The organism is Rhizobacter sp. SG703, assembly GCF_012275445.1.
Lineage (GTDB): Bacteria > Pseudomonadota > Gammaproteobacteria > Burkholderiales > Burkholderiaceae_C > Rhizobacter.
Window position 1 is genome coordinate 185,979 of the sequence record NZ_JAAZQK010000011.1, and the last position, 22,568, is coordinate 208,546.

General features: G+C 69.8%; 18 protein-coding genes and 1 tRNA gene. 8 read left to right on the forward strand and 11 right to left on the reverse strand.

The features are described from left to right. Positions 1–32: 32 nt before the first annotated feature. The gene (locus tag FHT26_RS23060; protein WP_168562433.1) at positions 33–494 is read right to left on the reverse strand and encodes a PA2169 family four-helix-bundle protein; all 462 of its coding nucleotides are present in this window, start codon (positions 492–494) and stop codon (positions 33–35) included. Between the two features lie 214 nt (positions 495–708). Here FHT26_RS23060 and rpoN point away from each other — a divergent pair, with 214 nt between their 5' ends. Further along, entirely contained in the window at positions 709–2,184 is a 1,476-nt protein-coding gene (gene rpoN / locus FHT26_RS23065) for an RNA polymerase factor sigma-54 (protein ID WP_168562434.1), read from the forward strand. Positions 2,185–2,326: 142 nt separating this feature from the next. After that, on the forward strand, positions 2,327–4,225 hold the full coding sequence (locus FHT26_RS23070) for a PAS domain S-box protein (protein WP_168562435.1): 1,899 nt from the start codon (positions 2,327–2,329) through the stop codon (positions 4,223–4,225). Positions 4,226–4,289: 64 nt separating this feature from the next. On the opposite strand, the gene FHT26_RS23075 is transcribed toward FHT26_RS23070, so the two are convergent. Then, on the reverse strand, positions 4,290–5,744 hold the full coding sequence (locus tag FHT26_RS23075; RefSeq protein WP_168562436.1) for a sigma-54-dependent transcriptional regulator: 1,455 nt from the start codon (positions 5,742–5,744) through the stop codon (positions 4,290–4,292). On the opposite strand from FHT26_RS23075, the gene FHT26_RS30550 reads away from it, so the two are divergent. Then, on the forward strand, positions 5,665–6,432 hold the full coding sequence (locus tag FHT26_RS30550) for a DUF1003 domain-containing protein (RefSeq protein ID WP_349238211.1): 768 nt from the start codon (positions 5,665–5,667) through the stop codon (positions 6,430–6,432). The genes FHT26_RS23075 and FHT26_RS30550 overlap by 80 nt on opposite strands. A 319-nt stretch (positions 6,433–6,751) precedes the next feature. Here the strand turns inward: FHT26_RS30550 and FHT26_RS23085 are convergent, their stop codons facing one another. Further along, entirely contained in the window at positions 6,752–7,042 is a 291-nt protein-coding gene (locus FHT26_RS23085) for a hypothetical protein (RefSeq protein ID WP_168562437.1), read from the reverse strand. A gap of 281 nt (positions 7,043–7,323) precedes the next feature. Between FHT26_RS23085 and FHT26_RS23090 the strand changes: the two genes are divergently transcribed. Continuing rightward, a complete protein-coding gene (locus FHT26_RS23090; protein ID WP_168562438.1) occupies positions 7,324–7,833 on the forward strand; it encodes a hypothetical protein in 510 nt (169 codons plus the stop codon). 84 nt (positions 7,834–7,917) lie between these two features. On the opposite strand, the gene FHT26_RS23095 is transcribed toward FHT26_RS23090, so the two are convergent. Further along, on the reverse strand, positions 7,918–9,867 hold the full coding sequence (locus tag FHT26_RS23095; RefSeq protein WP_168562439.1) for a GGDEF domain-containing protein: 1,950 nt from the start codon (positions 9,865–9,867) through the stop codon (positions 7,918–7,920). A gap of 267 nt (positions 9,868–10,134) precedes the next feature. On the opposite strand from FHT26_RS23095, the gene FHT26_RS23100 reads away from it, so the two are divergent. After that, positions 10,135–12,147 carry a DEAD/DEAH box helicase gene (locus tag FHT26_RS23100; protein ID WP_168562440.1) on the forward strand — a complete coding sequence of 671 codons (2,013 nt, stop codon included), beginning with the start codon at positions 10,135–10,137 and terminating at the stop codon, positions 12,145–12,147. Between the two features lie 8 nt (positions 12,148–12,155). On the opposite strand, the gene FHT26_RS23105 is transcribed toward FHT26_RS23100, so the two are convergent. Genes FHT26_RS23105 through FHT26_RS23115 form a run of 3 tightly spaced genes read right to left on the reverse strand, consistent with a single transcriptional unit; the run spans position 12,156 to position 15,813 of the window. Beyond that, positions 12,156–13,682 carry an amidase gene (locus tag FHT26_RS23105; protein ID WP_168562441.1) on the reverse strand — a complete coding sequence of 509 codons (1,527 nt, stop codon included), beginning with the start codon at positions 13,680–13,682 and terminating at the stop codon, positions 12,156–12,158. A 5-nt stretch (positions 13,683–13,687) separates the two neighbouring features. Continuing rightward, positions 13,688–14,659 (reverse strand): Bug family tripartite tricarboxylate transporter substrate binding protein, encoded by a 972-nt coding sequence (locus FHT26_RS23110; protein ID WP_168562442.1) that lies wholly within the window; start codon positions 14,657–14,659, stop codon positions 13,688–13,690. 26 nt (positions 14,660–14,685) lie between these two features. Next, complete coding sequence (locus FHT26_RS23115) at positions 14,686–15,813, reverse strand: NAD(P)/FAD-dependent oxidoreductase (RefSeq protein WP_168562443.1); 1,128 nt, start codon at positions 15,811–15,813, stop codon at positions 14,686–14,688. A gap of 53 nt (positions 15,814–15,866) precedes the next feature. On the opposite strand from FHT26_RS23115, the gene FHT26_RS23120 reads away from it, so the two are divergent. The 3 genes from FHT26_RS23120 (at position 15,867) to FHT26_RS23130 (ending at position 17,690) form a co-directional block, all read left to right on the forward strand. Further along, complete coding sequence (locus FHT26_RS23120) at positions 15,867–16,490, forward strand: helix-turn-helix domain-containing protein (protein ID WP_168562444.1); 624 nt, start codon at positions 15,867–15,869, stop codon at positions 16,488–16,490. A gap of 71 nt (positions 16,491–16,561) precedes the next feature. Further along, positions 16,562–16,849, forward strand: a complete 288-nt coding sequence (locus FHT26_RS23125; RefSeq protein ID WP_168562445.1) for an immunity protein Imm33 domain-containing protein — start codon at positions 16,562–16,564, stop codon at positions 16,847–16,849. A gap of 64 nt (positions 16,850–16,913) precedes the next feature. Next, positions 16,914–17,690 (forward strand): FmdB family zinc ribbon protein, encoded by a 777-nt coding sequence (locus FHT26_RS23130; RefSeq protein ID WP_168562446.1) that lies wholly within the window; start codon positions 16,914–16,916, stop codon positions 17,688–17,690. Positions 17,691–17,941: 251 nt separating this feature from the next. Here the strand turns inward: FHT26_RS23130 and FHT26_RS23135 are convergent, their stop codons facing one another. The 4 genes from FHT26_RS23135 to tilS all read right to left on the reverse strand — a co-directional run bounded on the left by FHT26_RS23135 (position 17,942) and on the right by tilS (position 22,568). After that, the gene (locus FHT26_RS23135; RefSeq protein WP_168562447.1) at positions 17,942–18,658 is read right to left on the reverse strand and encodes a hypothetical protein; all 717 of its coding nucleotides are present in this window, start codon (positions 18,656–18,658) and stop codon (positions 17,942–17,944) included. A 1,132-nt stretch (positions 18,659–19,790) separates the two neighbouring features. Continuing rightward, a tRNA-Ser gene (locus FHT26_RS23140) sits at positions 19,791–19,883 on the reverse strand. Between the two features lie 37 nt (positions 19,884–19,920). Then, entirely contained in the window at positions 19,921–21,189 is a 1,269-nt protein-coding gene (locus tag FHT26_RS23145; protein WP_056808167.1) for an aspartate kinase, read from the reverse strand. Between the two features lie 71 nt (positions 21,190–21,260). Beyond that, on the reverse strand, positions 21,261–22,568 hold the full coding sequence (gene tilS, locus FHT26_RS30555) for a tRNA lysidine(34) synthetase TilS (protein WP_168562448.1): 1,308 nt from the start codon (positions 22,566–22,568) through the stop codon (positions 21,261–21,263).

Here is a 22,568-nt window from a genome sequence, read left to right on the forward strand (position 1 = left end):
GGCAGCATTTACGCGCCGCCGATGCCTGTCTGTTACGACGAGCTCTTCGCGCGTTCGCGGTCGCGCAGCATCTTGATCTGGTCGTGGTTGCGCTGCACGCCGAGCTGCATGCGCGCGACGATCGACTTCACCGGTTCCGGCAGGTCGTCGTCGCGCAACGCAGCGCGGTAGCGGGCCAGCGCCGCGTCTTCGCCGCGCTCGCATTCGTCCAGCATCGCCTGGTCGGTGTAGCCGACCAGCGAGCCGCGCACCGCGACCCAGCCGCGGTGCAGCGAGCCGGCGGTGGTGCCGTCGTCTTCCGGTTCGCCGCCGTATTGCGCGACCAGCGGCGCCAGCTCTTCGGCAGCGCGGCGGCATTCGTTGGCGCGTTGCGTGAACAGCGTGCGCAGCTCTTCCGACTGCACGTGCTTCGCGCAGGCGAGGAAGCCGAATTCGCCGTCCTTCGAGGTCTCGATCAGGTCGTTCAGGGTGTCGACGATGTCATCGTGGCTCATGGTCAGTTCCTTTCAGTGGGAGGCCGCGAGGCCCGTGCCTTTCTTCGGCAGTTGGCGTGCCCGACCGGGTGCGCCGTCCTCTCGTTGAAGGGGTGGTGGCATATGTGTTGCAGAGTGATGACTGCACATCCTCCCGTGCGGGGCATCGTCCTACGGCGCCCTTCCGATCGGGAGCAGGGAACACACCACAACGAGCATCCAGGAGACCGCGGACATGAATGCACCGATCCTTCGAACCGAGGCGCGCCAGGTCCAGGGACTGACGCCGCGCCTGCAGCGCGCCGTGCGCCTGCTGCAGCTGTCGTCGCAGGACTTCGTCCAGGAGATCCGCGACAGCATGGTGACCAATCCCTTCCTCGAACTCGAAGAGCCCGGCCCCGACGCCGCGCCGCCGGTGCTGCACGACCCGGTGCTCGCCGAGCCGCTGCCGATCGCCGACCTGACGGCGCTGACGCCGGCGAACGACGCGACGATGGACACGCTGCCGTCGGCCGAGGTCGAGGCCGACATGGCCTTCGAGCGCGACAGCTGGCAGGCCGGGCCGGGCAGCGCCGGCAGCGGCGGCTCGGGCGACAGCGACATCAGCGCGATGGAGCTGGTCGCGGCCGACGTCGGCCTGCGCCAGCACCTGCGCTCGCAGATCAACATGCTGCCGCTGGTGGCACGCGACCACGTGCTGGCCTGCACCATCATCGAGTCGCTCGACGACGACGGCTACCTGCGCACCGGCCTCGACGAACTGGCGGCGCTGGCCGCGTTGTCGCCGGCGGTCGACGACTGCGAGATGAGCACCGCGCTGAAGCTGGTGCAGTCGCTCGAACCGGCCGGCGTGGGCGCGCGCAGCGTCGCCGAATGCCTGCTGCTGCAGATGCCGCAGATCGAGGACGCCGACGAACGCGCGCTGGCCGAACGCATCGTCGCGCAGCACCTGGCGCAGCTCGCGCAGCGCGACATCGCCGGCATCGCGAAGGCGCTCGGCGCGACCGCCGCGCAGGTGGGCGCGGCCTGCGAACGCATCCGCCACCTCGACCCGCGCCCCGGCTGGCGCTACGGCGCCGAGAACCTGAACTACGTGACGCCCGACGTGATCGTCAAGAAGGTGCGCGGCACCTGGGCCGCGGCGCTGAACCATGCGGTGATCCCGCGCGTGAAGCTGAACCAGATGTACGCCAGCCTGTTCCAGCAGCACCGCGGCGGCGGCCACGGCGAGATGGCGGCCCACCTGCAGGACGCGCGCTGGACGGTGCGCAACGTGCAGCAGCGCTTCTCGACCATCCTGTCGGTGGCGCAGGCGATCCTGAAGCGGCAGCACCGCTTCCTCGACGTCGGGCCGCTCGCGATGAAGCCGCTCGGCCTGCGCGAGATCGCCGACGAGGTCGGCATCCACGAATCGACCGTGTGCCGGGTCACCAACAACAAGTACATGGCGACGCCGGTCGGCGTGTTCGAGCTGAAGTACTTCTTCTCGCGCGGCATGCACACCGCGAGCGGCGGCAGCACGTCGCCGACCGCGGTGCGCGGCGTGATCCAGGGGATCATCGAATCGGAAGACCCGAAGAAGCCGCTGTCGGACGCCCAGATCGCCCGGCTGCTGCTGCGCCAGGGGCTGACGGTGGCGCGCCGCACGGTCACCAAGTACCGCCAGCTGCTCAAGGTCGAACCGGTGGAACGCCGCCGACGCGCAGCTTGACCGACTGACAAAGTGCACAAACAGTCACAACTGCGCGGGCACGACACTTGCCAGTAGAAGTCAAGCGGCCAGCCGACATCCGGTGTCGGCCCCGTCCGACAGACCCGGTCCGCGCACCCGCTCGGGCCCCCGAAAGCCTTTCATGCAGGACTGCGCCCAAACGCTCCACGCCCTCGGCCCCACGCTGTTCGAACGCCTGCCGCAAGCGGCCCTGCTCGTCGACGCCCAGGGCCATGTGCTGGCCGCCAACCGTGCCGCTCAGGCCCTGGTGCGCGGCGGCGACCTGCCGTCGGACCTGCTGCGCTTCGTGCCGTCGCTCGCGATGGGCCGCGCGCTGGATGCCGGCGAGGAGTGGTCGGGTGAAGTGCAAGTCGGCTCCGGCGACGGCGTGCGCCCGTTCGACGCGCAGCTGTTGCAACTCGGCGTGCAAGTTCCGCTGCAAGATTCGCAGGGTGCCGATGGTGCCCGCTTCATCTGCCTGCTGCAGCCGTCGCCGGTGCGCGGGCGCGACGGCGAGCGCGATTTCCGCAGCATGGCCGATGCCGCGCCGGTGATGATCTGGCTGGCCGGCCCGGACCGCTGGTGCGAATGGGTCAACAAGCCGTGGCTGCAGTTCACCGGCACGACACTCGACGAAGAGCGCGGCAACGGCTGGACCCAGGTGGTGCACCCGGAGGACCTGGAGCGCTGCATGGGCATCTACTCCACCAGCTTCCACGCGCGCCAGCCCTTCGTGATGGACTACCGGCTGCGCCGCCACGACGGCATCTACCGCTGGGTGCTCGACAACGGCGTGCCGCACACCAGCGGCGACGGCCGCTTCCTCGGCTACGTCGGCAGCTGCGTCGACATCCACGAGCGCAAGGAACTCGAGGAACGCCTGGCCGAGCGCACGCAGGCGATGCGCCTGTCCGACCGGCGCCAGGGCGAGTTCCTCGCGCTGCTGTCGCACGAGCTGCGCAACCCGCTGGCGCCGATCGCCAACGCGGCCAGCGTGCTGCGCACGATGGAAGCCGAGAACCCGACCATCGGTCGCCTGCGCGAGATCGTCGAACGGCAGGTCACGCGGCTGCGCCGGCTGATCGACGACCTGGTCGACGTGACGCGCGTCGCGCAGGGCCAGATCACGCTGATCAAGGAGCCGGTGGCGATCGACACCGTGGTGCGCGGCGCGCTCGACGGGCTGCGCACCAAGCTCAGTGCCGCCGGCCACACACTGAAGACCGAGTTTCCGAAGGAGCCGGCCTGGGTGGACGGCGATGCGCTGCGGCTCGCACAGGCGGTGTCGGCCATCGTCTACAACGCGTCGATCTTCTCGCGCGACCCGGGCGAGATCCTGGTGTCGGTGCAGGCGCGCTGCGGCGAGGCCAGGGACCAGGTTCAGGTGCGCGTGAAAGACCGCGGGCAAGGCATCTCCGCCGATTTCCTGCCGCATGTGTTCGAGCTGTTCGCCCGCCACGATGCCGGCACCGCGGCACGCCGGCCAGGGCTGGGCGTCGGGCTGACGCTGGCGCGGCGCATCGCGATGCTGCACGGCGGCGACATCTCGGCGTCGAGCGACGGGCCGGGCCTGGGGGCCGAGTTCGTGATCAGCCTGCCGCAGGTGGCGTCGCCCGCGGCCACGACGGGCTCGCGCCAGAAGCCGCTGGTGATGGTGCCCGAGGACACCTACCGCGTGCTGGTGATCGACCCCGACCCGGAGACGCGCGACGTGCTGCGCCTGCAGATGGAGCTGTGGGGCCACGAGGTGCAGACCGCCCCGACACCGGAAGCCGGGCTGCGCATCGCGCGCAGCACGCGGCCGCAGATCGTGCTGTGCGACATCAGCCATCCCGACTTCGAAGCGGCCGAGCTGCTCGAACCGCTGCGCAGCAGCCTGGTCGGCATGCCGGTGTTCTTTGCCGCACTGAATGCGCGCGGCCGCCACGACGACGACGAGGCGCGCGCGCTGGAGGCGGGCTTCGACGCCTACTTGGTGAAGCCGCTGCGGCCCGAGAACCTCGGCCGCCTGATCCACGCCTTCGCGACGCGGACCACGTAGCCCGCAAGCCCGTCCGGGAATCGTCGGGCCATGCTCCACCCCGGATTGGCATCCGGGCGACGGATCACGACGACGACGACGCCCAGCTCCGGTCCTCGAGCCCGGCCGGCCGCGTGTCGAGCACGTCGACGGCGCCACCGGCGGCCTGGTATTCCTTCAGCCGGTTGTAGAGCGTCTTCAGGCTGATGCCGAGCGTCGCCGCGGTCTTTTCCTTGTGGCGCCCGAGGTACTCGAGCGTCGCCAGCGTGACCTGCCGCTCGATCTCGGCCAGCGGCGTGCCGACCCACACGGTGATCGCCGGCGCCCCGCCTTCGACGGCGGCCGCCGGCGAGGTCGGGATCGACGCGCCCGACACCTCGCCATCGGGCGACTGCGGCAGGCATTCGTCGTCGATCGTGCTGTCGAGCGCCATCACGTACGAGCGGTACACCACGTTGCGCAGCTCGCGCACGTTGCCCGGCCACTCGTAGCGCGCCAAGCGCTGCAGGGCCTGCGGCGAGAAGCGCTTGGCCATGCCCTCGCGCTCCGAGATCTGCTGCACGAAGTGCTCGGCCAGCAGCGGCACGTCTTCGGCGCGCTGGCGCAGTGCCGGCAGGTGGATCGGGAACACGTTCAGCCGGTACAGCAGGTCTTCGCGCAGCTTGCCGCTGGCCACCGCCTGCAGCGGGCTGCGGTTGGTCGCGGCGATCATGCGCACGTCGGTCTCGAGCGTCTGCGTCGAGCCGACCCGCATGAAGGTGCCGGTCTCGAGCACGCGCAGCAGCTTGACCTGCAGGTCCAGCGGCATCTCGGTGATTTCGTCGAGGAACAGCGTGCCGCCGCTCGCGCGTTCGAAGAAGCCCTGGTGCTGGCGGTCGGCGCCGGTGAAGCTGCCCTTCTCGTGGCCGAAGATCTCGCTTTCGATCAGGTGCGGCGAGATGGCGCCGCAGTTGACCGCCAGGAAGGGCTTGGCGCGCCGGCGGCTCAGGTCGTGCACCGTGCGCGCGACCACCTCCTTGCCGGTGCCGCTCTCGCCGGTGATGAACACCGTGACGGCCGTGGCGGCCACGCGCGCCACCTGTTCGTAGACACGGCGCATCGGGGCCGCGCGCCCCCACAGCGCACCGAAATGCCCTTCGCTCTCCAGCGTGGCCATCAGGTCCGACGACTCCGCCTTCAGCACCGACGGCTTGGTCACGCGCGACAGCACGCCCTTCAGCTGCTTCAGGCTCATCGGCTTGACGAGGTAGTCGGCCGCGCCCAGGCGCAGCGCCTGGATCGACGTGTCCAGGCTCGCCTGGCCGGTCATCAGCACCACGTCGGTGTTCGACATGCCCTTGGCCTCGTTCAGCAGTTCCATGCCATTGCCATCGGGCAGCATCAGGTCCAGCAGCACGATGTCGGGTTCCTGCAGCGCCAGCTGCCGGCGCGCGTCGCGCAGCGACCCCGCGGTGGCCACGGTGAAGCCCTCGCTCGCGATCAGCATCGCCATCGTCTCGGCCGAATCCGGCTCGTCATCCACCACCAGGGCGTGCGGCATCACAGAACTCCTCTTGCGGACCCGAAAGCCCGCAGCAAGCGGCCCGGACACGCCGGGACCACGCGGAACCGTCGGGCACAGCGATTGCCATGACAGTTCGTCGACCACTCCACCGCTGACCATGCACCGGTCACCATCCAAAGCTTCCTCTCGAGCAACCCACCGCAGCGACTACCGAAGCGCCGAGTCGGTGGACGACCTGACGCAAGCCAATGTGAAGGCCATCCAGCGACTCGAGCACGAAGCGAGCCGGGTCCGCGGCCCGATGGACCGTTTTGCCGACCAGGTCAGCCGCTTCTGCGGCAGCCCTGCCTTCTTCTGGGTGCACGTCGTGTGGTTCGCCGGCTGGATCGCGTTCAACGCACGACCCGGCCCGAGCACCTTCGATCCGTATCCGTTCACGTTCCTGACCCTGGTGGTGTCGCTGGAAGCCATCTTCCTGTCGACCTTCATCCTCATCAGCCAGAACCATGCCGCCCGCATCAGCGAACGTCGCAACCAGCTCGACCTGCAGATCAACCTGCTGACCGAACAGGAGAACACCAAAATGTTGCAGATGCTTGACCGCATCGCGCACGCGGTCGGTGCGGACGATCACAAGGACCCGACGCTGCAGGTGCTCGAGCAGGCGATGCGGCCCGAGAAGCTGGCCGAACAGATCGACAAGGCGGCCGAACGCAAGGCGTGAGGCAGCCCGCTCGCCATCGACGGTGCGTTGGCTGTCCCTGCCGTCTTCGTTACTGCTGATCACCGGGTCGTTCCCTTGTCGAGCCGAGCCAGCGGCCAAAGTGCGCGACGATAGCGTGCGTCGGCGGCCCCACCGGCCTGCAGTGGTAACGAGGCGTCAACGCGGCCGTCGGCAGTGCTGCGGCGCGGCTTGCGTGTTGTCACACACGCAGTGCGAGTGCGCGTCGACGTGTGTCGCCGCGCCAACGCACCACGCGGCACCTTCACTCCGGGGATGGACGCGAGGGGGCACCACATCGGAACAGCCCGTTGCCACCCCATCAGCCGAGCGCGAAGCACCGCAGGTGCAGGTCGGCACCGGGCGCGGCACCCGCACTGGCCCCGCTTCGACGGACCTGCTTCGCACAGGCCCGCAACGCTTGTGAAACCGCTGCCACGAGCTTCGACGGCGGTCGCACCGCGCGGCCTTCGCGCAGCAGGCTGTCGACCAGGAACCCGTCGTCGTCGATCATCTCGGCGAGCAGGCGCTCTTCTTCGTCGAACAGCACGGCCCGCGGCGACTCCTTCGAGCCGAAGAGCAGCAGGTACCGGGCGCAGTTGTTTTTGTTCATGGCGGCGATCTGGGAGTCAACATCTGGATGGCGGATGCTCCCGCAGCTCGCCGGCCCGGACCAGTCGCCGGCACCCGATTCGAGCGTCGGACAACGCCTACGCGGTCCTACAAGGGTCGGGCCGCGCCGAAATGCAGGGAGCCGGCCTACCCGACGGCCTCCTCCACTCCTACAACGCCACGGGTCCGCGGCCGCTGTCCGTGAATCCGGTGCCCGCCTATCGTTGCGCGACGCGATTCGCCGCCTGGGATCGCCGCCCATCCACCCGGGAGTTCACCCACATGCGAGCCCAAGCCGCCCCCTTCGCCACCCGTTCCCGAGAGGCCGGCTTGCCGATGCCGCACGACGTGCACCCGTGGAATGCCCCGGGCCTGGATGTCGGGCTGGTCATCGACCGCGACCGGCAGTTCGTGCAGATGCTGCGCCACTACCGCGAGAGCGGCGGCCTGGCGCGCGGCGACGAGGTGGTCGAGCGGCTGGCGCAGTGCGGCAGCCGCGGCGTGCCGACGCTCGCGCGGCAGATCGTCGAGCGCAGCGTGCTGAGCTTCGAATGGCGCGGCGAGCTGTGGCTGCCGATGTTCCAGTTCGAGCGCACCGACATGGCGGTGAAACCGGGTCCGCAACAGGTCGCGATGGAACTGGCGTCGGTCTTCGATGCGTGGAACACCGCGTTCTGGTTCGTGCAGCCGAACCCGTGGCTGAAGGGCCGCATGCCGGTCGACGTGATCAACACGGACCTGGCCGAAGTCATCCAGGCCGCAAGAACCGACCGCTTCGTCGCGGCCGGCTGATGACGACCCCTCGCTCGGCGGATACGCCGAGCGATCCCCCAGGGAATGCGGGCCGGCCTGGGGCGGCCCGGCGCTCGGCCCGCCCTACGACGTGACGCTGCCGGCTGGGACGGTCGGCGCGGGCGCTTCAGCCGCGGCCGCGCCACGCGCCGGCGGCAAGCCCATCGCGCCGATGCGCGCGACGCAGCGGTTGCGGCCGCCTCGCTTGGCTTCGTAGAGCGCCTCGTCGGCGCGCCGCAGCACGCTGCTGACGGTGTCGCCGCTCTCGGCGAGCGTGATGCCGATGCTGATCGTGATGTTGCGGTCGGGCAGCCAGCGCGACACGTCCAGCTCGGCCACCTTCAGGCGCAGCCGCTCGGCCGCGGCGATGGCGGTGTCGAGGTCGACCTCGGGCAGCACGACGATGAACTCCTCGCCGCCCAGCCGGCCCAGCTCGACCGGCGCGCGGCCGCTGTCGCGCAGCACGGTGGCGATGGCCCGCAGGATGTCGTCGCCGACCAGGTGGCCGTGCGCGTCGTTGATCATCTTGAAGAAATCGAGGTCGACGATCAACAGCGCGCAAGGCTGCGCCTGCGCCAGCAGGCCCTGCAGCCTGCCCAGCACGTGGCGGCGGTTCGGCAGGTGCGTCAGCTCGTCGGTCATCGCGAGGTCCTGCATGCGGTGGCTGGTGCGGCGATGGCGCCAGACCAGCACCCCCATCACGACCACCAGCAGCGCGGCCAAGGCGATCACCACCGCGCGCAGCGCGCCGGCGCGGCGCTCCTGGTCGAGCGCGCGCTCGGTGGCCGCCTTTTCGCGCATCAGCAGCTGGTTCTCCTTGTCCTTCGCGGCGCTGTCGAACTCGACCTTCAGCGTCGCGAAGCGCTGGTCGAGCTGGCGGTGCAGCAATTCGTCGGAGACGGCCTTGTACTTCTGCTGCTGCTCGAACGCGCCGCGCCAGTCGCCCTGGTCGGACAGCGCGGTCGCCAGCTCGCCGTAGGTGGTGGCCAGTTCGGCGCGCGAATCGGCGCTGGAAAACACCTTCTGCGCTTCGCCCAGCGCGGACAGCGCCTCGGCCGGGCGGCGCAGCAGCCGCATCGCGATGCCCCGCTGCAGCAGGATCTGCGCGCGCAGGCGCTCGTCGGGCGTGCGGTGGTGCAGCTCGCTCGCCTGGTCGAGCAGGCCGAGCGCACCGGCCGCATCGCCGCGCGCGTTGCGCACGCTGGCCAGGCCCCGCAGCGCGTAGGCCTCGCCGCGCGGGTAGCCGATCTCGCGGCTCAGCGCCAGCACCGCCTCGAAGGCGTGCTGCGCGGCGTCCCAGTCCTTCAGGTTCTCGAGCGCCCGGCCCAGGTTGTGCTGCGTGACGGCCTGCTCGCGGCGCAGCCCGGCCGCCTGCTGCGCCTTCAGCGCCGCCTCGAAGTAATAGCGCGCCTGGGCATGGTCGCCCATGCGGTTGTAGAGGATCGCGATCGCGTTCAGCGAGGTCAGCGCCTGTTGCGGCATGCCCAGCCGCTCGTACAGCTGGTTGGCCAGGCGCAGGTCGAACAGCCCGTTGGCGAACTCGCCGCGCACGCCGCGCAGGTAGCCGCGGCGGTACAGGCCGTCGGCGCGCTGCTCGTCTTCGTGCATCTGCTCGGCGACCGCGACCGACTGCTCGTACAAGGCCATCGCCTGCACGCTGTCGCCGGCCAGCTCGCGCAGGTCGCCTTCGCAACCGAGCAGGCTGGCGCGCAGGCGCGGTGCGCGCGGCAGCAGCGCGCGGGCCTGGCCGAGGTGCACTTCGGCGGCCGCGCGGTCGCGCTCGGCGTGGTAATCGCACAGCAGCCAGTGGGCGAGCACCAGCGCGTCGGGGTCGGCGGCGGCACCGGCCTGGTCGAGGTCGGCCAGCGCCTGCTCGGCCAGCTTGCGACCCTGCTCGGGGTCGCTGCGCATCGCGGCGCGGCTGCGCTCGAGCATCGATCGCGTCGGCGTCTCGGGCGCGGCCGCCCGCGCCTGCGGCGACAGCAGGCTCGGCAGCACGACCAGGAGGCAGATCAGCAGGCGCGACAACAGCATGGGTTCCGGAGGAGTCAGGTCGGGATGGCGCAGTGGCGACAGCCGGGGATTGTCGCCCGGGCGTCGCCCGATGCAGCCGGCCGCGGCGAGGAATGTTCACGGACTGCGCCGGGGCCCGACCCGCAGGCGCGCCGGTGGCGCCGGACGACACCGCTATGATCCGCGGCAGCCATTTTCACTTGGTGATTAGGTGCGGATGGTCAGGTCGGGCCGGATGTTTGCGCATCCGGCCCGACCGCTTTTGACGACCCGCATTCCGAGAGCACCATGAGCCTGGCCGACCTGCGTGAGGCGCTGAACGCCGAACTGGCGGCCACCCCCGAGTACTGCGACTTCAAGGTGCTGCGCAGCGAGCGCGACGGGCCGCTGTGGCGCGTGACGCTGGTGCCCGGCCACGTGCACGCCGAAGGCCAGCGGCCGGGCCAGGCGTCGGCCCAGGCGCTGCTGGACGACAGCCTCGACGGCGCCTCGGCCTGGTGGGGTGCACCGGCCAAGGGCGGTGCCAGCGTGCTGGCCGTGCTGCCCGAAGACGACCAGCTGGTGCTGCAGAACGCGAGCGCCCCACCGCCCGGCCCGGACTTCCTGCTCCGCCTTTATCCGACCCGCTTCCTGAATGCGGTGGCCGACGCCTGGTGGGACACGCCGTGGGCCGAACGGGCGCTCGCCTGCCTGCCCGACCTGGCCCGGCCCCGCCCGCTCGACGGGCCGGCGCTCGGCGGCACGCCGTTCCGCTGGCTGCGGCCGGCGCAGCGCGAGGCGCTGTCGCTGGTGCGGCACGGCAGCGGCTTCCTGTGGGGGCCGCCCGGCACCGGCAAGACGACGACGCTGGGCGTGCTGCTGGCCGAATACCTCGACGCCCGGCCCGCCGCGCGCGTGCTGCTGCTGTCGACCACCAACCAGGCGGTCGACCTGGCGACGCTGGCGGTCGACAAGGCGCTGCAGAAGGGACGGCGAGAGCATTGCCGGCCCGCCGTGCAACGGCTGGGCACGCGCTTCGACGCGGCGGCCTATGCCGGCCGCGAGCACCTGATCCCGACCGACGACCACGACCTGATCGCACGGCTGGCGCGGGCCGAGGCGGCGCGCCCGTCGTCGCGCGACGCCATCGGGCTGAAGGCCTGGGCCGACCGCGTGGCGGCGCTGCGCGACGAGCTGCGCCGGGCATCGCTGCGGGTGCTGCAGCGTTGCCGACTCGCCGCGATGACGACGACGCGCGCGGTCTTCACGCTGAAGACGCTGCGCGAGCTGTCGCCCGGCGACGAGCCGCCGTTCGACCTGGTGGTGTTCGACGAGGCGAGCCAGGTGAGCCTGGCGCATGCGCTGGCGCTGATGCCGCTGGGCCGCGCCAGGCTGTTCGCCGGCGATCCGCAGCAGCTCTCGCCGGTGCTGCGCAGCACCGACCGCGGCGCGCGGCGCTGGCTGGGCCGCTCGGCGTTTGCCGAGATGCCGCGCGGCGGGCCGTCGGTGGTGCTGCTCGACGAGCAATCGCGGATGGCCGGGCCGATGAGCGAGCTGGTCGGCGACCTGTTCTACGACGGGGCGTTGCGCGTGGCCGCCGATGCGCAGGCCTCGCCGGCGTGGCAGGCGGCGCGCCGGCGGGCGCTGGGGGGCGTCGATGCCGACACGCATGTGCATGTGCATCGGCTGAAGACCGATGGCGCGTGGTCGGCGGCCGAGCGCGGGCCGGTGCGGCGCGAATCGGCCGATGCGATCGCTGAGGCGGTGGCCGGTGCGCTGGCGAGCGGCGACTGGCAGCCGCAGGAGTTGATCGTGCTGACGCCGTTCCGGGCGCAGCGGGCGCTGATCCGGCAGTGCCTGCGAACGCGCGGGGTGCCCGAGGAGGTGAAGGTCAGCACCGTGCACCGCGCGCAGGGCAGCGAGGCGTCGGTGGTGCTGTTCGATCCGGCCGACGGCGCGCAGCCCTTCCTGCAGACCGAAGAGGCGCAGCGCCTGGTGAACGTGGCGCTGAGCCGCGCGCAGGCCAAGGTGATCGTCTACCTGTCGCCGGTCGATGCGACCAACCCGCTGCTTGCGCCGATCGTGCAGCGGATGCGGCTGGCGGGGGACGTGCGCGAGGCGGTGCCATTGCTGGCGCTGGCTCGCCATGCGGAGTTCCCGGCCAACGCGCTGGGGCGGCGCGTGGTCGCGGGCCGGCACACCGGCGAGGTGTGCGGGCTGAGCCCGGACGGGTCGCAGTTCTGGATGGTCAACGAGCGGACGGGGGCGCGGCAGCTGTTCGACGCGGCGTTCTGGCGGGGGCGGGCTCAGGGCCTGGGCTGAAACACGGGCTACACGGCGTTGGACCCGGCCGCGCCAGACTGTGTTCCGCCGAAGATCGGCGGATGCGTGACGATGCTCTTCAGCGCCGGCTGCGGCTCGCGCAGCGCCTCGAGGTCGGGGCGCGGGCGGCCCAGTTCGGGCACCGCGGCGAACGCGCGTTCCAGCGCCTGCGCGGCGCCCAGCAGCGCGGCGTCGCCCCGCAGCCGGCCGATCACCTGCAGCCCGAACGGCATGCCGTGTTCATCGCGCCCGCACGGCAGCGACAGCGCCGGGTTGGTCGCCAGCGTGACGACGTACGTCAGCGCGAGCCAGTGGTAGTAGTTGCGCATCGCCTGACCGTCCACCTGCTGCGCGTAGAGCTCGGTCCACGGGAACGGGCTCACCGGCGTCGTCGGCGCGACGATCACGTCGAAGCGCTCGAAGGCCTGCGCGAAGCGGCGCGCAATGCGCGTCTGCGCCAGGTGGGCCTGCGCGCGATCGGCCAGTGTGAGGGCGGCCGCCATCTCGACATTGGCGCGCACGTTCGGACCCAGCGTGTCCGGTGCGGTCCGGTAGGTCTCGGCGTAGGCGGCGAGGAAGGCCTCGGCGCGCAGCACGTCGAAGGCCCGGTCGGCGTCACCGAGCTGCAGGTCCACCGGCTCGCAGCTCGCCACCCAGGGCCGGATCCGCTCGACGCGGGCGCGCAGCACGCGGCGGATCTCCGGGTCGACGATGCACACGCCGAAGTCCTCGGTGAAGCCGACGCGCAAGGTCGACAGGTCGACCTCGGGCAGCGGCCACAACGAAGCCGCGTCGACCGGGTACGACAGCGGATCGCGCACATCGAAGCCGGCGCTGGCGGCGAGCTGCAGCGCGGTGTCTTCCACCGTGCGGCCCATCGGCCCGAGCACCGAGATGACCGACCAGCCGAGCGCCTTCGCGTCGTTCGGCACCAGGCCCGGCGACGGGCGCAGGCCGACGACGCCGCACAGCGCCGCCGGGATGCGCAGCGAGCCGCCTGTGTCGGAGCCGGTGGCCAGCGGCAGCATGTCTGCGGCGAGCGCCGCGGCCGAGCCGCCGGAGGAGCCGCCGGCGTTCAGCCGCGGATCGAACGGATTGCCGGTCGCGCCCCAGACCGGATTGCGCGTGTTCGCGCCGGCGCCCATGTCAGGCACGTTGGTCTTTGCGGTGACGATGGCGCCGGCCGCCTTGAGGCGCGCGACCAGCGCGATGTCGCGCGCCGGCACGTTGCCGCGCAGGCCGACGTTGCCGTAGGTGGTCAGCAGGCCCGCGGTGTCCTGCAAGTCCTTCACGCCCAGCGGCAGGCCGTGCAGCAGGCCCAGCGGCGCGCCGCTCATCACCTGGCGTTCGGCGGCGCGAGCGGCTTCGCGGGCACGCTCGAAACCGGTCGCCGCGATCGCATTGACGGCGGGGTTCAGCGCCTCGATGCGCGCGATGAACGCGTCCATCACGTCGAGCGGCGAGACGTGCCGCCCGCCGATCAGGCGTCGCAGTTGCAGCGCGGACAGCGCCGTCAGTTGGGGGTCGCGGGACATCGCGTTCACTCCACCGAAATTTTGGCCTTGTGCACGTAGGCCCGCAGCAGCGGCAGCTCTCTGGCCACGCGCGCATCGTAGAACGAACCCGGCGCGTAGGTCACGTCGACGCCGGCCTTGACCAGCTCGCCGCGCAGCGCAGGGTCGGCCAGCGAGTCGGCGAGCGCCTTGCCGAGTGCCTTCTGCACCGGCTCGGGCAGTCCGCGCGGCGCGACGACGGTGATCCACGGCTCCATCGCGTAGTCGGGATAGCCGGCCTCGGCCACCGTCGGCACGTTCGGCAGCGACGGCGAGCGCTTCGCCGAGGTGACCGCCAGCGCCTTCACCCGGCCCGCCTGCAGCATCGGCAACGCGGCGACGTTGGTGTCGAAAGTGAGCTGCACCTGGCCGCCGATGAGGTCCGTCATCGCCGGCGAGCTGCCCTTGTACGGAACGTGCAGGAGCTCGGCGCCGGTGACGATCTTGAACATCTCGCCCGCCAGGTGCGAGGTGGTGCCGTTGCCGAACGAGCCGTAGCTGAGCTTGCCCGGCGCGGCTTTCGCGAGCGCGACCAGCTCGCGCACGTTGCCAGCCGGCAGCGACAGATGGGCCAGCAGCACGAGCGGCGAGTTGCCGATCAGGCCGATCGATTCGAAGCTCTTCTGCGCGTCGTACGGCAGTTTGTCCTTCAGCGCGGGGTTGACCGTGAAGGTGGTGTTCGAGCTGATCAGCAGCGTGTAGCCGTCGGGGGCGGCATGGGCGACCGCGCCCGCACCGATCGCTGTGCCGGCGCCGGCCCGGTTGTCGACCACCACCGTCTGGCCCAGGCGCTGCGTCATGCCCTTGGCCACGATGCGCGCGATGGTGTCGGTCGCGCCGCCGGGTGGAAAGGGCACGACGAGGGTGATCGGCTTGTCGGGGAAGCCGGCCGCGAACACGGGCATCGCGGCGAGGCTGGCCGCGATCAGGAAGGCGGCGGCAGTGGCGGTCTTGATCATCGGACAGTCCTTTCGGTTGGAAGATTTCAGCGCAGGCGTTGTGGCGCGACGGTCCGAGGGTCGACCCCGTGGCGCGCCAGCTCGGCGGGCAGCGGCTCGCCGCAGAGCAGCGCGGCGGCCAGCTCGGAGGCGCCGGCAGCGCTCTGGATGCCGTAGCCGCCCTGGGCTGCGAGCCAGAAGAAGCCGTCGCGCGCGTCGTCCCAGCCGATCACCATCTCGCCGTCGCGCACGAACGAGCGCAGGCCGGCCCAGGTGCTGGCCGGGCGGCGGATCGAGAGCGTCGTGACGGCCTCGATCTGGTGGATGCCGAGGGCGATGTCGAGCTCCTCGGGCACCACGTCATGCGGCTGCGTCGGGTCGGCGTTGGCCGGCGAGCCGAGCAGCTGCCCGGCGTCCGGCTTGAAGTAGTAGCTCTCGTCGACACCGACCACCGCCGGCCAGCGCGATGCGTCGACGCCCTCGGGCGGCTTGAAGGTGAAGGCGCTGCGTCGATGCGGCACCAGGCCGACCGGCGCCACGCCGCAGAGTGCCGCGACCTCGTCGGCCCAGGCGCCGGCGGCATCGACGACGCTGCGCGCGCGAACGGTCGCGCCGTCGGCCAGGCGCAGCGTCCACAGGTCGCCCGTGCGCGTCGCGGCCGCAAGTTGCGCGTCGACGCGCAGCTCGGCGCCATCGCGGCGCGCCCCGCGCAGGAAGCCCTGGTGCAGCGCGTTCACATCGATGTCCTGCGCATCGCGTTCGAACAGGGCGCCGTGCACGACGTCGGGCTTCAGGCACGGAACGCGGGCGAAGGCTTCCTCGGCCGCCACGGTTTCGATCGGCATGCCGCCGCCCGCGAGTTCGTCGTGCAGCGCTTCCAGCAGCGCCTGCTGCCCGTTCGTCGCGAGGTACAGCACGCCGCGCGGCGACAGGATGCGCCCGGCCGCGAACTCGCGCGGCGGCTGCTCATAGAAGGCGCGGCTCGCCCGCGTGAGCGCGCGCACGCCCGGCGGACCGTAGCTTTCCATGAACATCGCCGCCGAGCGGCCGGTCGAGTGGTAGCCGGGCTGAGCCTCGCGCTCGAGCAGCAGCACGCTGCGCCGGCCGGCGAGCCGGTACGCGAGCGAGGCGCCGGCGATGCCGGCGCCGATGATGGCAACATCGAATTCTCTCATATGAGAATTCTCTCATGCGAGAATCATGCCCGGCAAGAAACCCGAGGAACGAGATGCTCGCCCGCCCCCCCGCAAAGGCACGCCGCCGCACCAGCGCCTCGCTCGACCGAGAGCGCGTCGGCGAGCGGTTGCGCGCGCTGCGAAAGTCGCAGGGCCTCACCTTGAAGGGGCTGTCAGAACGCAGCGGCGTCGCGCTGTCGACCTTGTCGAAGATCGAGCTCGGCCAGATCTCGGTGAGCTACGAGAAGCTGGCCGCTGCCGCGCATGCCCTCGATGCCGACATCGCGCAGCTCTTCGACGCGCGGGCCGCGGCCTCGTCGGCGAAGGGCGGGCGGGGGCCGGTGGTCGTGCGCTCGACCCCCGAGGATGCGCCGAGCTACGACGCCGACAACTACGACTACCTGATGCTGGCGACCGACTTTCCGGCCAAGCGCATGACACCGCTGCTCGGCACGATCGTCGCGCGCGCGCTGTCGCAGTTCCCCGACTACATCCGCCACGCCGGGCAGGAATTCGTGATGGTGCTGTCGGGCAAGGTGCGCATCCTGTTCGAGACCGGCGATGTGATCGAGCTCGGGCGCCGGGAGTCGGCGTACTTCGACAGCGGCGTCGGGCATGTGTATCTTTCCACCGGCAAGGCCGATGCCCAGGTGGTGGTGGTCATGTCGCAGCGGTAGCACCTCTTCGGGGCGCGCGGTCGGGTACGCTCTCCCCCTCCGGCTCAATGGCCCTTCCAACGTCTTCCTGCATGACCCTTTTCACCTGCGTGGCCACCGAGGTCATCACCACCCACCAGAAGCCTGTCGGCTATGCCTACCGCACCGCCCCGGCGACGCCCACCGACAGCGGCTGGCGTTTCCTCAGCGGCAGCGAAAGCGAGAAGTACATGAACCAGCCCACGCACTACATCACCTGCGTGCTGACGGACTTCGCGCTCGAGCATCCCGACATCGCGCCCCTGCTGGACCACCCGGCCGGCTCGGCCTTCGAGCGCGCCGATGCGAGCGACGTGTTCGAGGCGGTGCCGCTGGATTGAGCGGGCCGACGACGGTCCCGCAGATCGACCTCGCGAGCCTGGCCACCTCCTGACGCCGCAGCCCATGTTCAGCCGATGCCCCAAGTGCGGTCATGCTCCGCTGCCGGCCGACCAGTCGCTGCCGGCCGCGTGCCCGGCGTGCGGTGTCATCCTGGCCAAGCTGGCGATGGCGCCGGCGGGCAGCGAGCCGGCGGTTCGCGCAGGCCGGCGAACGGCGCCGGTCGACGACGCCGAGGCGCCGCAGCAGGGGTGGTTGGCGCGGCTGGCGCACGTGCCGCCACGCGTGGACGCCGTGCGCTGGTGGCTGCGGGCCGCGCTGCTGGCCGGCTTCGGCCTTTGGGGACTGCGGTTGATCTCGATGGATTTCCGCGACGGCAGCATCGCCCAGTCCTTCGTGCACGGGCCGCTGCTGGTCTTTCACGAAGCAGGGCATGTCGTGTTCATGCTGTTCGGCGAGTGGATGACGATCGCAGGCGGCACGCTCGGGCAATTGCTGATGCCGGCCATCCTCGGCGGTGCGCTGCTGCTGAAGAACCGTGACCCGTTCGGCGCAGCCATCGGCCTGTGGCTGCTCGGCGTGTCGCTGCTCGACGTGGCGCCGTATGTGTACGACGCGCTGGTGCCGCAGCTCACGCTGCTCGGCGGCCACACCGGCGAGGACGGCCCGCACGACTGGATCTACCTGCTCGACTCGATGGGCCTGCGGAAGAAGGCGCAGATGCTCGGCACCCTGATTCACAAGCTCGGCGCGCTGGTCGTGCTGGTGGCGCTGGCGTGGGGCGCATGGCTGCTGAAGCGCCAGCACGCGCGGATCGATGACAAGGTTCTGTTCGAGGAGTGAGGCTGCCGTGAAGACGGCACCATGAAAACAAAAAAGCCCCGCAACACAAGGTTGGCGGGGCTTCGATGGTGTCCAGCGAATCTCGGTGATGGAACTCGCTGCACACGGGTCTGGCAGGGTCGGAGGCGTCCGAATATTCCTCGGAAATGGCGTGGATGCTCGCTTTGCGACGATCCACACGCGACAGATGCCCCGATCCGTTCCCCTACATCGACCGAAAGGTCGCCCGATCGCCTCCCGCAGGGAGGCGATCAGTCATTGTGATCGTGGTCGGTAGGCGGCGGCGCCAATACGGGGATAGTCGCCCCGCTTGGCAGCTCTTCTGCGCGCACCTGGGTGCGCCAAATGATGTCAACCACTTCCCGAAGCCGATCCACGATTGGCTTTGCGTCGCGGCCCAACTTGTTGAGCACAACCCCGGCATCACCCACCAAACCCCACAACCGATCGAGATCGGAGACCTTCTTGTGCAGTTCACGTTGCACATGTTCTAGGCGACGCAGAAGCCGCTGACGATGTTCATCTTTCAGCCCGTCTGCGTTGGCTACGTGATCTCGTAGCTCGTTCAGCAACTCCTGAACGCGATCAAGGTCACCTTGAGAAAATTCGTAGGCAAATGCCGAACCCAAGGACGCTCGAAATTTTGTTCGCAGCGACTCAATCTTCGCCTTAGCGGCAGCGGACTCCAACGTCTGGATGATGTGACGCAAGACGTCCAGCATCTCGCGGCACTGCGTTTCGCGATCCTCACTAAGCTTCGAGAATCTAAAACCAATTTCGGGTAGAAGCCTCGCCTCCACGACAGCCATGATCAGCGTGTATGCCTCTGCCAAGATGTCGTAGTCGCCGTCCTCCCAGTCACTCTTGCCCTCAAGATCGAGTCGATCAATTGCCATCTGGCAGGCCTCAACAAGCCGCAACGCGGGCTCCAGCCGCAAAGCCTCAAGGAATTTGTCGTCGTAGAGCATGCAATCTCCGTTGGCCATTACACGTTTGCGATCCTACAGGTAGAGCACCAGTTGAAAGCGCGGAGCAGCGGCCGAGGCAATGTGTCAAAGCATTGGGAATACACCCCCCCTACGGGCGCGTCGTAACTAGAAAGCGATCGGGGTGCGAATTACCCTTGATCGGGGCTCCCCAGGGAGGACCCAACAGGGGGGTGGGGTGCCAATCGCCTCCTTTACCCCTCTCGCTGCGGACGTGCGGACGAGCCGTCGCATCGGCCGCCAGCCCGCATGGATGCGTGGTTTGCGCGTCCTCGACGTGATCGCGGACAGTGCGTCAAAGGCTGTGGACGCCGCGGACGGCGGACCGTCGAAGTCCGGCGACATGTGACGCTCGCACTGGCCAACGCCTTCCCCTTCTCAAAATCTCTGCGGACACGCGGACAAACGCCAAAATCGGCCGCTAACCCGCATGGATGCTGGGTTTGCGTGTCCGCAGTGGCACTGCGGACAGATGCTCGCGGGTTGCAGACATGTGGACAAATGCTGCGGACAGACCTACCCGAGCCAGCGGACAACCTGCTCTTCTCTGGAGCATCCGGCGTCAGCCGTCATGCGTGAGTCGGAGCCATCAGCGGCGCGAAAGGAGCTGCGCCCCCCGCCCTAACGCGGGCCGTGTGACACTGGGTATCGACCCACTCAGAAGGAAGAAGTGATGGCAGGCCCTGGAGGACCGGACGACGGGACATGGAAGCGAATGACGCCCACTGCCAAGCGGGTGTACTGGATATTCATCGCTGTCGTCTTCGGCTGCATTGCGTACATCTGGCTCAAGTAGCCAGTTTGAACAACGCAAAGCGGCCCACATGGGGCCGCTTCGCACTCACACCGCGAGCTGCTTCTCGCACGGCACCTGCCTTGCCCGCTTACCTGCCTGGGTTCTTGGCTCGTCAGCAACTGCTTGGCCTTCGTCTTCATCACCATCGGCAGCAGCAGGAAGCGCGCTGGCCAACGAAGTAGCTCAGCCACAGCAGATCCTTCAGAAGCGCCAGCCACGCCCTCTCGCCCCAAAACAAAAAAGCCCCGCAACACAAGGTGGGCGGGGCTTCGATGGTGTCCAGCGAATCTCGGTGAGGAAACTCGCTGCACACAGGTCTGGCGGAGTCGGAGGGATTCGAACCCTCGATGCAGGTTTTGCCCACATACTCCCTTAGCAGGGGAGCACCTTCGGCCACTCGGTCACGACTCCGGCGAAGACTGCGATTCTAGCCGCAGTTTTGGCGATTTCAGGCGGCGGGCTGTTCCAGGTCGAAAGCCTTGTGCAGCGAACGCACCGCCAGCTCCATGTACTTCTCGTCGATCACGACGCTGGTCTTGATCTCGCTCGTGGTGATCATCTGGATGTTGATGCCCTCCTCGCTCAGGCAGCGGAACATCTTGCTCGCCACGCCCACGTGCGAACGCATGCCGATGCCGACGATGCTCACCTTGCAGATCTTGGTGTCGCCCATCACCTGCGCGGCGCCGGTCTGCGGCAGCACGGTGTTCTTCAGCAGCTCCATCGTGCGCGTGTAGTCGTTGCGGTGCACGGTGAACGAGAAGTCGGTCTTCCCCTCGTGCGAGATGTTCTGGATGATCACGTCGACGTCGATGTTCGCGTCGGCCACCGGGCCCAGGATCTGGTACGCGATGCCCGGCTTGTCGGGCACGCCCATCACGGTGATCTTGGCCTCGTCGCGGTTGAATGCGATGCCCGACACAACGGCTTGTTCCATTTTCTCGTCTTCCTCAAAGGTGATCAGGGTGCCCGAGCGCGCTTCCTCGGCGATGTCGATGTCCCACGGCGTGAAGCTCGACAGCACGCGCAGCGGCACGCGGTACTTGCCGGCAAACTCCACCGAGCGGATCTGCAGCACCTTGGAGCCGAGGCTCGCCATCTCGAGCATCTCCTCGAAGCTGATGGTGTGCAGCCGGCGCGCATCGGGAACGATGCGCGGGTCGGTCGTGTAGACGCCGTCGACGTCGGTGTAGATCAGGCACTCGTCGGCCTTCATCGCGGCCGCCACCGCCACCGCCGAGGTGTCCGAGCCGCCGCGGCCCAGCGTCGTGATGTGGCCGTCGCCGTCGATGCCCTGGAAGCCGGTGATGACCACCACCTTGCCCTGCGCCAGGTCGGCGCGCACGCGGGCGTCGTCGATGCTCTGGATGCGCGCCTTCGTGTACGAGCTGTCGGTCTGCACCGGCACCTGCCAGCCGGCGTAGCTGACGGCCTGCATGCCCTCGGCCTGCAGCGCGATCGACAGCAGCCCGACCGAGACCTGCTCGCCGGTCGACGCGATCATGTCGAGCTCGCGGTCGACGGCGGTGGTCGGCGACGCCGGCGACAGTTCCTTGGCCAGGCCGAGCAGGCGGTTGGTCTCGCCGCTCATCGCCGAAGGAACGACCACCATCTGGTGGCCGGCGCGGGCCCATTTCGCAACGCGTTTCGCGACATTGCGAATGCGCTCCGTGCTGCCCATGGAGGTGCCGCCGTACTTGTGAACGATGAGTGCCATGAAAGGGTCTTGCCGCGAGTGGAGAAAAGGGTCGCGAGTCGATCGCAACCGGGCATTTTAACCGCGCGGAATCAGGCGTCCGACATGGCCGCGCGCCGCCACGCGAGACTCACCTGCGGCTGCCCCGGCAGCCCGATCGCGCGGGCGTCGATGCCGAGCCCCGGCACGAACAGCAGCTGCCCGCCGCTGTACACCAGCGGCCCGTCGCGCTCCCAGGCCGGCACCTCCGCGGCCTGGTACTGCTTCTTCAGGCTGCGCGGCGGGCGGCCCAGCCCGGCCTGGAACTGTTCGCCGCCCTCGCGCGCGCGCAGCGCCAGTGCGCCCAGCCATGCGAGCGGAATGCCGTCGCGCTTCACGCGGGTCACGACGAGTTCGCCGCCCCAGCCGGGCAATGCGTGGCGGCCGGCGCGCCGCACGCTCAGCGTCGATTCGCGCTCGGATGATCGGCGTGATTCAGCGCACGGCGCCTGCGATGCCACGAAGGCAAGGCGCCCCCGGTTCGCCCGCAGTTCGCCACCGACGGCCGGCCACGCGCCCTGCCCGCCCAGTTCCTGCTGCAGCCGCAACACCAGGCTGGCAGGAGCCGGCTGGCCGATCGATGCGAGCCAGGCCCGCAATGCGTTCGACTGCCGCGCGTCGCTCAGCGTCCGCCATTCGCTCGCGATCAGTCCTCGCGCATCGGCCACGCGCGCGAGGTCGATCGCCGCCAGTTCATCGAGCGCGGCCGCAGCCTGCTGAGCCCAGCGCGCCGACTGCGCGAGCGATACCTCAGCCTGCGGAAAGGCGCCCACCAGCGCCGGCCACACGGCAAGCCGCAGCCGGTTGCGGGCGAAGCGCTCGTCGGCATTGCTGTCGTCGTCGATGAAGCGCAACCGGTGCTGGCGCACATAGGCCTCGATCGCTTCCCGCGAGATGTCGAGCCACGGCCGTTCCCAGACCACGCCGTCGCGCTCGATGCGGCGCGGCATGCCGGCCAGCCCGGCGACGCCACCGCCGCGCAAGGCCTGCAGCAGCAGCGTCTCGGCCTGGTCGCGCCGGTGGTGGGCCAGCAGCACGATGCCCGCCTGCTCGGCGAGCGCCATCGTGCGCAATGCGTCGTAGCGCGCCTGCCGCGCCCAGGCCTCGATGCTGTCGCCGCTGCGTGGTGCGTCGCTCAGGCGGTGCTCGATGAAGCGCACCGGCAGGCCGCGGCGCGCCCAGCGCGCGCATTGCTGCCGGCCATGCGCGAGCCACGCATCGGCGTGCGGGCTCAGGCCATGGTGAACATGCAGCGCAAGCACCTCGACATCGCTGCCGAGCGCCGCATGCAGCGTGGCATGCAGCAGCGCCGTCGAGTCGCGGCCCGCGCTGTAGGCCACCGCGACGCGCTTCGGCGCCAC

Excerpts from the sequence above, each read along its gene's own strand:
- FHT26_RS23060 (WP_168562433.1), bottom strand. The coding sequence starts at position 494 with ATGAGCCACGATGACATCGTCGACACCCTGAACGACCTGATCGAGACC.
- rpoN (WP_168562434.1), top strand. The coding sequence starts at position 709 with ATGAATGCACCGATCCTTCGAACCGAGGCGCGCCAGGTCCAGGGACTG.
- FHT26_RS23070 (WP_168562435.1), top strand. The coding sequence starts at position 2,327 with ATGCAGGACTGCGCCCAAACGCTCCACGCCCTCGGCCCCACGCTGTTC.
- FHT26_RS23075 (WP_168562436.1), bottom strand. The coding sequence starts at position 5,744 with ATGCCGCACGCCCTGGTGGTGGATGACGAGCCGGATTCGGCCGAGACG.
- FHT26_RS23085 (WP_168562437.1), bottom strand. The coding sequence starts at position 7,042 with ATGAACAAAAACAACTGCGCCCGGTACCTGCTGCTCTTCGGCTCGAAG.
- FHT26_RS23090 (WP_168562438.1), top strand. The coding sequence starts at position 7,324 with ATGCGAGCCCAAGCCGCCCCCTTCGCCACCCGTTCCCGAGAGGCCGGC.
- FHT26_RS23095 (WP_168562439.1), bottom strand. The coding sequence starts at position 9,867 with ATGCTGTTGTCGCGCCTGCTGATCTGCCTCCTGGTCGTGCTGCCGAGC.
- FHT26_RS23100 (WP_168562440.1), top strand. The coding sequence starts at position 10,135 with ATGAGCCTGGCCGACCTGCGTGAGGCGCTGAACGCCGAACTGGCGGCC.
- FHT26_RS23105 (WP_168562441.1), bottom strand. The coding sequence starts at position 13,682 with ATGTCCCGCGACCCCCAACTGACGGCGCTGTCCGCGCTGCAACTGCGA.
- FHT26_RS23110 (WP_168562442.1), bottom strand. The coding sequence starts at position 14,659 with ATGATCAAGACCGCCACTGCCGCCGCCTTCCTGATCGCGGCCAGCCTC.
- FHT26_RS23115 (WP_168562443.1), bottom strand. The coding sequence starts at position 15,813 with ATGAGAGAATTCGATGTTGCCATCATCGGCGCCGGCATCGCCGGCGCC.
- FHT26_RS23120 (WP_168562444.1), top strand. The coding sequence starts at position 15,867 with ATGCTCGCCCGCCCCCCCGCAAAGGCACGCCGCCGCACCAGCGCCTCG.
- FHT26_RS23125 (WP_168562445.1), top strand. The coding sequence starts at position 16,562 with ATGACCCTTTTCACCTGCGTGGCCACCGAGGTCATCACCACCCACCAG.
- FHT26_RS23130 (WP_168562446.1), top strand. The coding sequence starts at position 16,914 with ATGTTCAGCCGATGCCCCAAGTGCGGTCATGCTCCGCTGCCGGCCGAC.
- FHT26_RS23135 (WP_168562447.1), bottom strand. The coding sequence starts at position 18,658 with ATGCTCTACGACGACAAATTCCTTGAGGCTTTGCGGCTGGAGCCCGCG.
- FHT26_RS23145 (WP_056808167.1), bottom strand. The coding sequence starts at position 21,189 with ATGGCACTCATCGTTCACAAGTACGGCGGCACCTCCATGGGCAGCACG.